Genomic DNA, 13,709 nt, shown 5'->3' with positions numbered 1-13,709 from the left:
ACACAATAACGCTGTCAGGTCTTTCAGACTCTGACAGGTTATCTTATTACCTCTATTTCACAACTTCAACCCATTGACCCGGCTTGCGGGCATGAATACGATCATCGTACATAGCTTCACAGTTTACTGTTGGCAGATAATATTTTCCAACGTAAGCGGCATTCATAGTAATCGAGAAAGTTTTGCTCTTGTTTCGATCCAAATCAAAATAGGTATACACCCGGTCATCACGAATATCCTGATAAGTGGGAACATCAGATTTTACAAGTTCATCAACATCTCCGAAACGAGTATTCACAATCTCCCAGCCCGATGGGAATATCTGAGTTAAAGCCATTTGTTCATAATTGTCCATCACACCCGGATTTTCAATTCGAACTTCTACTTTAAAATCAGTTCCCTGATGCAGGTTTTTCACATCAATCAAATTTCCCTGCATATCTTTGTAAGAAATCTTCATTTTCAGATTCTCCTCGGCAGAGGTCTGGTCTCCTGTTGCAGGAATTCCACTCATACTTACCCGTGCATAAAGAACACCATCGGATAGGTTGTTGACTTTTACACTTGGTTTCCCTGTTTTTAAATCCAAAGGAATTTGAATAAGCGGATTATTGCTCTTTAATTCCTGCATTTCACCACCATTTAGGGAATAAGAAATATTCAATTGCTTTGATTCTCCGCGCCCTGCAAACTCGGCCATCCCAATCAAACAAAATGCTGTTGTTTGTGTACTCATCCAGGACTTACTTGATAATTCTGCTGATAATTTCTGAACCAAAGGAAAAGCCTTTGTTTTTTTATCAAGCAAACTTAAAGTTTCCAAAATCATCGCTCTGTCACGGGTATCAGACCCAAAAGAACCTGAATTTTCACGATAAGCTTCCACTTCCGTTCCCAGATTTTCAATCAGATTCTCTGCAACTTCTGTTTGTCCTATTAAACGATAAGCAGCTGCCAATCTCCATTTTGCAGCTGATGAAAGTTTTATTTGTTCTCTCATCCTGTTCATTGAAGCCAAATCAGGCGTTTCAGCTTCGGCAAGAGTATACAAGCGGTATGCCTGCAGTAAATCATGACGGGAATAGTAAACACCTCCACGATAAGAAGAACTCTCCCAGCTTTTAGCCGCAGATTTTTGATATCGTAACCAGGCAGATTTCAAGCCAATTGGTAAAGTATAGCCCATCTCCTGAGCTTTCAGCATAAAATGCCCCGCATAACTGGTTCCCCAATCACTTTCATAATCTCCTCCCGGCCAATAACTGAATCCGCCGTTTGGCATTTGAAAACTCAACAAACGGTTCAATCCAGCCTGAACGTTTTTAGAAATCCGGGCTTTTTGTTCTGAATCCAGAGTCACTACTTTATCTAAAAATAACTGAGGAAAAACCGACGAAGTTGTTTGTTCAATGCATCCATGAGGATATCCGATAAGGTACTCTAAACGACGGCCAAAATCGATGGGTGGAATATTCGACAATTCCAAAATCCCTTTGTTGGTTCCTTCCATTCCGGGTAGTTTCAATATATTAGCCCAGCTCTCACCCGCTTTTAACAAAGTGTCACTTACATTTACCACACGTGGATTCGGATTACGCACATCCAATTCAATATCATATGTTGTTTTTACATTTCCACTTTCCGCAAAAACTTTTACTTTGGCAACACCCAATTTAGAAGCCACTTTCAAATCAAAATCAATTACCTGCTCTCCCGTTTTTTCAAAAACCACGCTCTTTTCAAGACCGCCTTCGCTGATGAGAAATTCATTGGGTTCGATTCTTACTTTTACGTTCTTAATTTTAGGATCCATAGCAAAAACAGTAACGGGTAATTTTACTGATTCGGCAGGACCAACCACTCTAGGCAAGGTTGCCAGTATCATTAAAGGCTTGCGGACCTGAGTCGTTTTCTCGGCAGAACCATAAGCTCCCTTATCTCCTGCAACTACCATAGTACGAACAGATCCAACATAGTTAGGCATGGAAATTTTGTGCAATTTGCTATCTCCGGCGTGTAATGTGTAAGGACCATAAAACATTACCACAGGTTTAAACCGATTTGCCTTGGCTTGCTTCTTTTCTCCCAAATCTTCATCACCTCCAATAGCGAATGCTTTTTCCAATCTGGCACCAAATGCCCCCATCACTAAATCATACATATCCCAGGTTTTCACTCCAAGAGCTTCGCGGGCATAAAATGTATTCCAGGGATTTGGTGTTTTAAAGCGTGTTAAATCAAGCAAACCATCATCAACAACCGCTAAAGTATAAGTCATTGCCTTTCCATCCTTCTCCGAAACTGTCACCTCAAATTCTTTCTCCGGCTCCAACACATCAGGCATTTTAATTTCCGGATTCAATCTGGTATTTGGATCTTCCACCAAAATTGGAATCACACCATACATCCTAATTGGCAAATCGTTCTCGGTTTGAGCATGAGGCTGAACCAAACTTACACTAACATATGCATTGGGTGACATTTCCGAAGTTATCTCAAATGAAAACTCAGATTCATTGGTTTTTGTATCAATCCAAAATGCTTGTAAAACTTTTGCTCCGGTTTCGATACTTACCAAAGCCTTTCCCGATTTTGAAGAAGGAATTGTAACTGTAGCTTTTTCGCCAACGCTGTATTTGTCTTTATCAGAAGTAAAAGAAAGCATTGCGGCATTGCCTGGCATTCCTTCAGGAGTACGGCCATACCATTTCGAAAAATAAGCTGTTTCGCCGGTTGAATGTCCACTTACCGGATCAGTCACCCGAATTAAATAACGTCCGTAATCGTTCCAATCGTTGTATTTTATATTCAACTTAAATTTCGCTTTTCCCCCTTTGGTGCTTACCCTTTGATGCGAAACAATCCTGGTTGATGAACGGCTAATGTACGAAGCCAGATTTTCCTCGCCTGCATCCCACCACCAACGCCAGTCAATCTTGTAAACTTTCACTTCCAAATCTTTCCGGTCAACAGGAGCTCCATCAGAATTTACTGTGGCAATTTGAATTTCATGATCTGTGTCCGTTAAATACCATCCTCTCTCCGATTCCGGCATTTTTATCCCAACAAATGACTGATAAGGAGCAAACTTCACTCTTTGCATATCAATACTAAAATCACCGCCTTTTTCAAATACACGGGTTATAAAATTGGCATTCAACATTCCGGGAGCAGATTTGTTTCCTTTTAAATCCAAATCCACAACAGCTTTTCCATTCTGATCTACTTTTCCATCAAAAATGACTTGTTCGTCGGCATAAAATTCTTTCGACGGGTCATCAAAAATATAGCGGGGATATTTACCGAATGAGGTTTTAGCTGGAGTCAACCGCAGACTGATATTTGATTTTAAATCGCGGGCAATGGCTCCATGCAGCCATTTCACTTCCAGATTGGCTTTTTGATTCGCTGCCGCAGATTTTAAAACTTCAGATTCAAATTCGAGCTTTATTTTTAACCTGTTTGGTTTAACCGTTTCTATTTTTACCGTTTTGGTAAAAGTTGCACCTCCTACTTGTATTCGGGCAGACCAGGTTCCTGTCGGCACATCAGCATCCGTTGCGCAGGTGAAAGAATAAAATCCATTAGCTCCTCCTGTACTTATTTTGTGAGTAACGGTTTGTCCCTGAGGATTTATCAACTCAAAAACAACCGGATGATTATCAGGTAACACATCATCAGAATCCTCTAAAACAAAAGTCAGGTATAAATTATCTCCCGGACGCCAAACGCCACGTTCTCCGTATAAATATCCTTTTATCCCCTTTTGAACTACTTGTCCGCCAACATCAAAATTACTAAGCGAAAGCGAGGATCCGTCGTCTAAACGCAAATACCCGCGCTGAGTTCCTTTTTTTGCAACCAAAAGGAAAGGCTGCCTGTCCAACTGCACTTTAGCCAAACCATCTTTATCGGTTTTACTTCGGGCCATCAGCTGTTTTTGGTAGTTGTACACTTCCAGTTCAACATTAGCTTCCGGCTCTGCTGTAATCAGATTGGAAACAGCAAAAGTGATCGATTTATCCGTTCCCCCTTTTGCAATAATCCCCAAATCGGAAGCAAATAAATTCCGGCTAACAAACCGTTCTCCGTTATAATAGGATACATGACAAGGATTCTCTTCTTCTCTCCATGTGTATCCGGCAGGATAATAGTAAGACTCATACCATCCCGGCCGATCCCAATCCTGCATTTCTTCCTCTAACTGTTGCTCTGCAACTATATCATCCAGACTATTTAACTGATCCCCGCTTTCCTGTTCTGCTCCGCAGGCATACAATGAATACTCTTTTCTAAAGCGCAATTCAATTCGGTAAATCGATCCTGGTTTCACATCAATGTAATTCGAAATATCCAAGGTGTATGCATTCCATTTGCGCAGATCAACAGCACGATTGGTTCCTAAATCGATTCGTTTTTGCAAAATTAAACGAGCTACTCTTCGAATATTACCCGATTCGCCCATTCGGTTATCCTGCAAAAACTGATGTACATTGTTCTCGAATATTTCTACAACTCTCACATCAACAGCATTCAAACTAACAGCCTCGAATGGTAAAATCAATCCTTGCGATGAAGGAGAAATAACTCCTTTTCCGATTAATCGGACTGCTGGTTTAATGTCTTCAAAAGTGAGTTCCATCTTAGTGCTTTTCATCAAAGCGTATTCCATTGCATTTCGAATTCCTTCTTCAAAACTTACTGTTTTGATTCCAGATAACCGATAGCCGGGATAAGCCCTGACTTCATTTCCTTCTACAATAAATTTCAAAGAAGATACTCCGTCAATACGAATTAAACCATCCAGATTTTGATTCTTTTTCAGTGGATCAGAAAAACGAACCGACACATATTGCTCCGGTTGCTGAATCACCTTTGCACTCATCACTTTAAAAACATTTAATGCAGGAATCTCAATTTCTTTCTCCCCTTTTTCATCCACTCCAATGGATGCCCCGTTCCACACTAAATTCAATTCTCCTTTGTCCTCTTCTCTTTTCAAGCTATCCACAACAAAATGATGCTGTTTTCCATCAGCAGAATGCATCCACTCAATATTTTTTTTCTGAGAATTAATTGTGGCAACCAAAACCGATTCAATCTCATCATCAACAATTACATCAGCTGTTGTAATGTATCCTTTGTATTTCTGATAAAGCATATCTGTTTTATCGTAAGATTGTAAACCTTCTCCTGTAAAGGCAAAACTTTGTTTTATGGTTTGGAAATTGAATTTTAGCTCGGCATATTTCGCAGGAACCTCCATCAATTTCGATAGTTTCACATTCACTTTGTATTCTTTTCCCGATTCCATTCTGGTTTCTGGTCGGAATTCAATACAACGAGGATCTTTCCAATATGCTTTTCCCTTTACCGAAGGAGCAATACTAACAATTCCCTCTTCCAGTTCCTGACCAGATTCAATCTTTTGATCGTAATCATTTACCAGTCTTATTTGAATCACTGACCCTGCAGAAACAACTCCGGAAGTAAAAGCCGAAATATATTGTCCAAAACCAGGATCAACTTTTTGTTTTACACTCTTTTTGTCTTTACAGGAAAACGTCGCAAGGATCAAGATTGACAACGAAATCAGGAGGTAGAATTTTTTTCTCATTTTGTAAATTGTGCGGATTAATTAAGTCAGCATAATATTAAGGATAAGAAATGATTTATCAAAGTTTACAAACGATCATAATCAATACTGTTTTTCAACAATAACCGAATTAAAAAAGCCGAAAAGGATTTCCTCTTCGGCTTTGCATATATTTTAGAATTAACTTCTGTTCCGGTTTCTTACTCAGCTCGTTTCTTGGAGGCTGAATTGCCACGCCTCCATTCTTTATTTCCTGAATATGATGGTTTCGAAGAATTTGGCGTTCTGGAAGCACCTGAAGACTTTGAAGACTTTGAAGAATTCGATGATCTTGAACCGGACGATCTGGATGAATTTGATGGTTTTGAAGATTTAGATGACCTGGGCTGTTGCCTTCTTCTATCTGACTTCACTTCCTCTACGGCATTATCCTCAACTCCACCCGGAAGAAAAGGATGATCCTTAACCACGTCAATATCTTGTCTTATTAACTTCTGGATATCTTTAAGATATGGTTTTTCTTCTGTATCACAGAATGAAATTGCATTGCCGCTTGCACTTGCACGACCTGTTCGTCCGATGCGATGAACGTAAGTTTCAGGAATATTTGGTAAATCGTAATTTACAACCAAAGACAATTCCGACACATCGATACCTCTGGCTGCAATATCTGTTGCAACAAGTACCTTTGTACTTCCATTTTTAAAATTACTTAAAGCAAGCTGTCGGGCATTTTGAGATTTATTCCCATGAATTGCTTCAGCAGGAATGCCTGCCTTTTGCAAGCCTTTAACTACCTTATCGGCACCATGTTTTGTTCTCGAAAACACCAGGGTAGAATCGGTTTCTTCAGTTTTCAAAAGAAAAATCAGCAATTTTGGTTTTGCTTTTTTACTCACGTAGTAAAGCGATTGCCCAACTTTTTCGGCGGTAGTCTGTTCCGGCTTTACTGTTACTCTATCAGGATTACCTAAAATTTTACCTGCCAAACTTACGATGCTTGCCGGCATGGTTGCAGAAAAAAACAAGGATTGTCTTCTTTTAGGCAATAGATCAATAATTCGACGAATGTCATGAATGAACCCCATGTCGAGCATCTGGTCTGCCTCATCCAAAACAAAATACTTAATGTCTCTTAATGAAATATACCCCTGCTGTATTAAATCCAGCAACCTTCCCGGAGTGGCAACCAACACATCAACACCTCGGTTTAAAGCCTGTGTTTGTGCGCCTTGTTTCACTCCTCCAAAAATAACGGTATTCAAAATTCCGGTATACTTTCCATACTCTGAAAAGCTGTCCTTAATCTGAATAGCCAATTCGCGGGTTGGAGTTACCACCAAAGCCTTAATTTTGCGACGACCTTTTTCCGGTGTTGCATCATTGTAAATATGCTGTAAAATTGGAATTGCAAATGCTGCAGTTTTACCCGTTCCTGTTTGTGCACAACCTAATAAATCTCTTTTGCGAAGTAAAATGGGTATTGATTTTTCCTGAATTGGAGTGGGATGTGTATAACCTTTTTCCCCAATCGCTTTAAGAATGGGATCTATAATCTCTAATTTGTCAAATGTCATAAATGTACTTAAAATTGAACGGCAAAGATAGTCTAATAGTTTGGATTAACAGCAACTATCGCAAAATAGCTGATTATCAACAATATTTACACAATAACAATTAAATTAAAATTGGGAAAACTGTTTATTCTAACAACTCAGAAACTATTATTTAAATCAATTATTTCTTCGAAGAATTGGATGAAGGAGAAGCCTTTTTCTTAATATGTATCAGTTCCATTTTTCGGATTCGGGCTCGGATAGCTCCTTTGGTGCGTTTCAATTTAATAGCCATTTCACCAACAGGAACACCATCAAAAAACAGATTGATCAATTCATCATCATCTTTTCTTGACCACGGATTGTAGGCCTGCTGATTTTCTTTTTTAATTTTCTTGATGGAATCAAAATTGTCCTGGTCCATGGTTTTAAATTGTTTGATGTTATTGTTTATGGTGCAAAGGTAGTCAGAAGAATCTATTTTGAAGAGAAAGAGCCACCAAATGAAATGAATTCACTCAATGGCTCTTGATTTATTTAAAACCGATAAAAAAATCAGTTTACTTCTTTTCAAGCATCTTTAACAGCATTTCAGCTACAAGTGCTGATGATGCCGGATTCTGACCGGTAATTAAATTACCATCCTGAACGGCATAAGTAGCCCAATTATCACCTTTGCTGTAAATACCTCCATTTTCCTTCAACATGTCTTCTACCAAAAAAGGAACAACCTTAGTCAACTGCACAGCTTCCTCTTCTTCATTGGTAAATCCAGTCACTTTTTTGCCTTTCACCAGGAATTCACCTTGTGCATTTTTCACATGCCGCAAGGCTGCCGGTGCATGGCAAACAAAGGCAATTGGTTTCTTAGCCGCATTAAAATCCTGAATTAACTTTGCAGAAGTTGCATCTTCCGCCAAATCCCAAAGAGGACCATGTCCGCCAGGATAGAATACCGCATCGTAATCTTCAAAATTAACATCAGCTAAAGCAATGGTTTCATTAATTTTTTTCTGAACTGCCGCATCTTCGTTAAAACGCTTGGTATCTTCAGTCGCATTTTGAGGCAAGCTAGAAGTTGGATCGATTGGTGCAGCACCGCCCTTTGGTGTTGCAATTGTTATATCAACCCCCTGATCAACTAATGTATAGTAAGGATTGGCAAATTCTTCTACCCAAAATCCTGTTTTGTGACCTGTATCTCCCATTTGAGAATGAGAAGTCAGCACGAATAATATTTTCAAAGCTCCTGTTGTAATCGTCATATCTATTAAATTTAAACCTGTTTATTTTTCTTAAAATTATATTTTCACAATCATTTTTCCCTTATTCTTTCCTTCGAAAAGATCAAGAAAAGCCTGCGGCGTATTTTCAAATCCTTCAACAATTGTTTCAGTAGATTTTAATTTTCCTTCCTGCAGCCATTTTGCCAATTGAGGAATTGCTTCTCCCCATTTCTCCAGATAATTGGATACTACAAATCCTTGCATCAGTACCGAATTCTTAATCAGTATGGGCTGAACTCTAGGTCCCATTGGAACGCTGGTCGCATTATACATCGAAATTGCTCCACAAACAATAATTCGTGCAAAACGATTCAAATTCATCATCACGCCATCTGAAATTTCTCCGCCTACATTATCGAAATAAACATCTACTCCGTTGGGACAAGCTTCTGCGATTGCCTGACTCATGTTTCCGGCAGTATTGTAATTAATTGCAGTATCGAAACCAGATTCCGAAACCAGTTGTTCCACTTTCTCGTCGCTGCCGGCAATCCCTATCACGCGACAGCCTTTCAGTTTTGCAATTTGTCCCACAATGCTCCCCACAGCACCTGCAGCTCCCGAAACTACAACAGTCTCTCCTGCTTTAGGCCTGCCAATTTCCAACAATCCGAAATAAGCAGTTAAACCTGTCATTCCCAACACGCCCAAGTAAGAAGACAATGGAGCTTTCTTTGCATCTACCTTTAACAAGCCTTCGCCTTTAGATACCTGAACCTCTTTCCATTCCAACATGCCCGATACAAAATCACCTTTGCTGAAGCCTGCCAATTTTGATTCAACGACTTCAGCAATCATACCCGAGCTAATTGCTTTATTCAACTCGAATGGCTCGACATACGATTTACCTTCCACCATTCTTCCTCTTAAGTAGGGATCAACAGAAATATGTGTTGCTTTTAAAAGTATCTCTCCTTCTGCAATTTGTGGCTGTTCTTCAGTCACAAATTTAAAATCGGATAATTTTGGTACGCCTACCGGTCTGCTTTTTAATTGTATTGTTTGCATCTTATTTTGTTTTTTATATTAATGAATGTTCATTCTCTTTCGAGGATAAAAAAAGCCTTACCTATGAACTCTACAGATAAGCGCCAATCTCTTGTATTTTGTCTGATTCAATTATCTTATAATCTGGTTTTGCCTGAGCCAAAGCATGTAATGCATTTGCAATTGTCTCTGCCTCAATCGCCCGGTATTTTTTCCATTTCCACAATAAAAACGGACTTAGCACTTTCATGATAATCGATCCAATTTTTTCACCCAATCGATCTTCATCTCTTTTCCCATTAATCAGAGAAGGTCTTAAAATATAGGTATTTGCAATCTCCAGACTTAAAACCGCCTGCTCCATTTCTCCTTTTGTTTTGTTGTAGAAGATATTGCTCTCTGCATTTGCTCCCAAAGCTGAAATTACAAGGAAACTTTTAATTCCATTTGCCTTAGCCAAACTTGCCGCTGATGCAGGAATACCAAAATCAATCTTCCTGTAAATGGTTTTATCCTTCGTTTTCTTGGCAGTAGTTCCAATGCAGCAAAATACTTCATCGCCGGTGAAATCCTTCTTAAATTCCTCTAAACTAAGCAGGTCTCCAATAAACTCTTTTAACTTGGGATGAACCAAATCTAAACCTCGGCGGGTAAAAATCTTCACTCTCGTATAGGCTTCATCTTCCAAAAGCCGGTTCAACAGAAGCTTCCCTGTTAATCCGCTTGCTCCCAATATAATTGCTGTCTTTCCCATAACTGTATTATATTCGAATGCTATCCCAGGCCGACTGAAATGCCTGTTCCAAACTTTCTTGATTTATCTGGTAAAGGCCGCGTTTTTGCATATTCATTAAAAAGGCCAATGGATTGATGGCATAAGCATAAAGAATGTATGGCGAAACATCTTTAATAATACCTTCCTTCTGCCCCTTTTCCCATAAATCCAGTAATGGCTGTAAATGTTTTAAACCTTCCTGCCTGCTGTCCTCATCAATCATCATTGTGTTATCGCACTGCGATAAAAACCATGCTTCCTCAACCTGTTTCAACTTATAGTCAGCAATATTGTACCAGATAAATTCAAAGGCTTTTTTTACGGGCATATTTTCAGAATAATCTTTGAATGCCTGCTTAGTATATGATACTTTCAGTTCCAGATAAAGCTGATTGATCAGATCCTGTTTGTTTTCGAAATAAATGTAAATAGTTGCCGGTGACACATTGGCCATCTTGGCTATTTTAGACATCGGAGCATCATGAAAGCCGTTATTGTTCACCAAATTCAAGGTAGCTTTTAACAAAGCATTCCGTTTCTCCTTACTTTTTTCTCTGATTGCCATATTGGAAATTCTGATTTAATAGTCTTTTTTGATTTTGATAGAACAAATATAAAATAAATAATTCACAAAATGAATGAACGTTCACTTATTTTAACATTTGAAATACAAAAAAACCGGTATCAGAGGATTTCAGAAGTATTCTATGCAGGAAAATGAGTATACAGAATAAAAAAGAAGCTTGTAATCTCCACTTCTAAGACTAAACAAGGAAAACAACAGGCAATTAGTTTGTATCGGAGTAAGTGTAATGCCCAATAATGGGAAATTCAAATAAACAATCTTCAATTATCTGACCAGCGCCAATGTTGTGCACTATTAAGAAGCGTTTGCCATCTCTGGATTTTTTATTAATTACGATGCCAATGTGTGTAATTGCACCGCCTAAATTCCAGCAAACAATATCGCCGGGAGAATAATCAATGGAATCTTGACTTAATGGTTTCTCCTGTCCGTTACGCTCAAAAAATTTCATCAGGTTGGGTACTCTTCGGTGATCGATATTGGTATCGGTATGTTTCAACCCCCAAATGTCCGGATACAAACTAAAATTGACTTTCATATCCTCATGAACCTCTTTCTGCAAATCGATTCCCAATTTTCGGTAAGCACGAATCACAACATCAGTGCAAACGCCTCTATCCGAAGGAATATCTCCATTTGGGTAAGGAATTGAAAAATAGCTGGGATCGTAAATAACTCTTTGCTGGGTTAGCTGCAAGGCGGCATCCGTTAATTGCTCAGGAAATGTTTGTGCAAAACCAACTCCTCCAACAACAAAGAGTAAAACTGTGAATAGAAGTTTTTTCATCTGTTTATAATTTTAAGGTTTTGCCAGATGGTCCCGAAAGCTTTCGGGATTACCATGCTGGAATAATCACCCCACTGTGTGTCAAAACATCCTCGTCATGGACGTTTCATGTGTCTAAATTTGTTTTTTATTACCACATAGCCTGTCCCGAACTTGTTTCGGGAGAACTCGCCAACCTAGTCATCCTCGTCTGTGAGAAAAGTCTTCTCATGGCTCGTTTCATCAAATCATTCATGAAAATATAGAGAACACAAATAAACAGCATGCTCCCGGAAGATAAAAACAACCGAAACATGCTGTTTAATATTATTTTATAAAATTAATCTTTCTCGGGAGACATGTACTTGTATACCAAGCCGGCCAAAATTGCACCTGCAATCGGCGCTAGCCAGAACAACCACAATTGATCCAAAGCCCAATCGCCAACAAAAAGTGCCTGACTTGTACTTCGCGCCGGATTCACTGATGTATTTGTTACCGGTATGCTGATTAAATGAATCAGAGTCAACCCCAGACCAATTGCCAATCCGGCAAATCCAGCTGGTGCTTTTGAGTGTGTTGCTCCTAAAATAATCAGTAAAAACATAAAAGTCATTACCACTTCGCTCACCAAAGCTGCCAACATGCCGTATCCACCGGGCGAGTGCTCGCCATAGCCGTTCGCAGCAAAACCTCCCATATCAAAACCAGCTTTACCACTTGCAATCAAATACAAGATTCCTGCACCTGCAATTCCTCCCAATACCTGAGCCACAATATAAGGCCCCAGATCTTTCAGTTCAAAACGTCCGCCAGCCCAAAGACCAATAGACACTGCCGGATTTAGGTGACAACCAGAAATATGCCCAATTGCATAGACCATGGTAAGCACAGTTAATCCAAAAGCAATTGCCACACCAACAAATCCAATTCCCAATTCGGGATATGCGGCCGCCAAAACAGCACTTCCACATCCACCCAGAACCAACCATAGGGTTCCTATAAATTCTGCGACTAATTTTTTCATGCGTTCATATTTTTAAGGTTTAAGGTAAAATAAACTAGATTTGATAATAAACAGATACTTCTCATCTTACCAAACAATAAATATAATAAATTCTTTTTTTACGGCTAAAAATTTATCAGTGGACTCTAATAATTGACTGAACCAGCTCCTAATTACAAATCTACAGGTATAGAAGTTGGACTGGCACTTCTTTCACAAAAAAATAACTTCGAAATCGATTGTATCTGATTAATATTGACCACATGCTGTTTCAGTATTTTTAAATTATTAGAATAATTCCAAATAAATTATACTTTTGTGGGCTTAATTTAAAATAAACAAGATTTATGACCTGCTACTCAACTTTATTGTTAAGAGTACTAACTCTGTTTTTATTATTTTCATTTTGTAAAAATTCATATTCCGAAGAAATAACTCTAAATAATAATGTTCTAACAACAAAAAAAATAAGTGTTTCAATTGATGGAATTGGTGGCCACCAGAATCATATTCATCCTTTAAATAGTACAATGCTTATCACTAAGGAGAAATGGAATCATCAATATTTTTTAAATCCTGAACCATGGTCAGCAATCAATAGTAATTCTGTATGTTCGTTACAAATTGAGTTTGAAATTTCAAATTCACAGTTGAAAAATAAAATCGGCTCCGATCTTCCCTATCAGCATATATCTGATGTTCTATTGAAACTAGACAATAACAAGGTTGAAGATATCAGAAGACATAAACTATACTATTATGCAGATAATGCTTGGATCGAGAGCAAGTACATTCATAATTATAAAATCGCTCAGAAGGATGTTAGAGTATTAATAAATATCCCAATAGTAAATTCAGAATTAGAAACTATAATCAATAGCAATTCCAATTCGATAAAAAAAGTCAGAGTTTTGTTTGATAACGATGAAAAATACATTGATTGGGTTCTTGATGAGAATAATGAAATATTAAAGGAATTGAATAGAATTGCACAAATTGATTATAATGAGAGTATAAAAGAATTACACAGAAACCGAATACTCAAAGATTTTTAATCGTATTAAAACATCAATAGCAGAAAAGATCGTTATACAAACGATCTTTTTTTTTGCTTAAATAATTATTTGCATAGTACTTTGTGCTTATAAAGA

The 13,709-nt window shown here is 38.3% G+C and carries 10 protein-coding genes; 1 reads left to right on the top strand and 9 read right to left on the bottom strand.

The features are described from left to right. Nucleotides 1-52 precede the first annotated feature (52 nt). The 9 genes from GQR60_RS04530 to aqpZ form a co-directional block, all read right to left on the bottom strand. Nucleotides 53-5,617, bottom strand: coding sequence for an alpha-2-macroglobulin family protein (locus tag GQR60_RS04530; protein WP_124991787.1), 5,565 nt, complete (start codon nt 5,615-5,617; stop codon nt 53-55). 179 nt (nt 5,618-5,796) lie between these two features. Continuing rightward, on the bottom strand, nt 5,797-7,173 hold the full coding sequence (locus tag GQR60_RS04525; RefSeq protein ID WP_124991786.1) for a DEAD/DEAH box helicase: 1,377 nt from the start codon (nt 7,171-7,173) through the stop codon (nt 5,797-5,799). A gap of 160 nt (nt 7,174-7,333) precedes the next feature. Further along, complete coding sequence (locus tag GQR60_RS04520; protein ID WP_124991785.1) at nt 7,334-7,576, bottom strand: hypothetical protein; 243 nt, start codon at nt 7,574-7,576, stop codon at nt 7,334-7,336. Between the two features lie 136 nt (nt 7,577-7,712). Then, on the bottom strand, nt 7,713-8,417 hold the full coding sequence (locus tag GQR60_RS04515; protein ID WP_124991784.1) for a type 1 glutamine amidotransferase domain-containing protein: 705 nt from the start codon (nt 8,415-8,417) through the stop codon (nt 7,713-7,715). Between the two features lie 36 nt (nt 8,418-8,453). Then, nucleotides 8,454-9,446: an NADP-dependent oxidoreductase gene (locus GQR60_RS04510; protein ID WP_124991783.1), complete on the bottom strand. Its 993-nt coding sequence runs from the start codon at nt 9,444-9,446 to the stop codon at nt 8,454-8,456. Between the two features lie 70 nt (nt 9,447-9,516). Next, on the bottom strand, nt 9,517-10,179 hold the full coding sequence (locus GQR60_RS04505) for an NAD(P)H-binding protein (protein ID WP_124991782.1): 663 nt from the start codon (nt 10,177-10,179) through the stop codon (nt 9,517-9,519). A gap of 7 nt (nt 10,180-10,186) precedes the next feature. After that, nucleotides 10,187-10,765: a TetR/AcrR family transcriptional regulator gene (locus GQR60_RS04500; RefSeq protein WP_124991781.1), complete on the bottom strand. Its 579-nt coding sequence runs from the start codon at nt 10,763-10,765 to the stop codon at nt 10,187-10,189. Nucleotides 10,766-10,988: 223 nt separating this feature from the next. Continuing rightward, the gene (locus tag GQR60_RS04495) at nt 10,989-11,573 is read right to left on the bottom strand and encodes a DUF1287 domain-containing protein (RefSeq protein WP_124991780.1); all 585 of its coding nucleotides are present in this window, start codon (nt 11,571-11,573) and stop codon (nt 10,989-10,991) included. A 319-nt stretch (nt 11,574-11,892) separates the two neighbouring features. Continuing rightward, a complete protein-coding gene (gene aqpZ, locus GQR60_RS04490) occupies nt 11,893-12,579 on the bottom strand; it encodes an aquaporin Z (RefSeq protein WP_124991779.1) in 687 nt (228 codons plus the stop codon). Between the two features lie 326 nt (nt 12,580-12,905). On the opposite strand from aqpZ, the gene GQR60_RS04485 reads away from it, so the two are divergent. After that, nucleotides 12,906-13,613: a hypothetical protein gene (locus GQR60_RS04485; protein ID WP_124991778.1), complete on the top strand. Its 708-nt coding sequence runs from the start codon at nt 12,906-12,908 to the stop codon at nt 13,611-13,613. Nucleotides 13,614-13,709 lie beyond the last annotated feature (96 nt).

This window comes from Labilibaculum euxinicum (assembly GCF_009795715.1).
In the GTDB taxonomy this organism is placed as follows: Bacteria; Bacteroidota; Bacteroidia; order Bacteroidales; family Marinifilaceae; genus Labilibaculum; species Labilibaculum euxinus.
This window is presented reverse-complemented; position numbering and strand designations above follow the sequence as displayed.

What these genes read in the sequence shown, in the direction of transcription:
- GQR60_RS04530 (WP_124991787.1), bottom strand. Translation starts at nt 5,617, where the DNA reads ATGAGAAAAAAATTCTACCTCCTGATTTCGTTGTCAATCTTGATCCTT.
- GQR60_RS04525 (WP_124991786.1), bottom strand. Translation starts at nt 7,173, where the DNA reads ATGACATTTGACAAATTAGAGATTATAGATCCCATTCTTAAAGCGATT.
- GQR60_RS04520 (WP_124991785.1), bottom strand. Translation starts at nt 7,576, where the DNA reads ATGGACCAGGACAATTTTGATTCCATCAAGAAAATTAAAAAAGAAAAT.
- GQR60_RS04515 (WP_124991784.1), bottom strand. Translation starts at nt 8,417, where the DNA reads ATGACGATTACAACAGGAGCTTTGAAAATATTATTCGTGCTGACTTCT.
- GQR60_RS04510 (WP_124991783.1), bottom strand. Translation starts at nt 9,446, where the DNA reads ATGCAAACAATACAATTAAAAAGCAGACCGGTAGGCGTACCAAAATTA.
- GQR60_RS04505 (WP_124991782.1), bottom strand. Translation starts at nt 10,179, where the DNA reads ATGGGAAAGACAGCAATTATATTGGGAGCAAGCGGATTAACAGGGAAG.
- GQR60_RS04500 (WP_124991781.1), bottom strand. Translation starts at nt 10,765, where the DNA reads ATGGCAATCAGAGAAAAAAGTAAGGAGAAACGGAATGCTTTGTTAAAA.
- GQR60_RS04495 (WP_124991780.1), bottom strand. Translation starts at nt 11,573, where the DNA reads ATGAAAAAACTTCTATTCACAGTTTTACTCTTTGTTGTTGGAGGAGTT.
- aqpZ (WP_124991779.1), bottom strand. Translation starts at nt 12,579, where the DNA reads ATGAAAAAATTAGTCGCAGAATTTATAGGAACCCTATGGTTGGTTCTG.
- GQR60_RS04485 (WP_124991778.1), top strand. Translation starts at nt 12,906, where the DNA reads ATGACCTGCTACTCAACTTTATTGTTAAGAGTACTAACTCTGTTTTTA.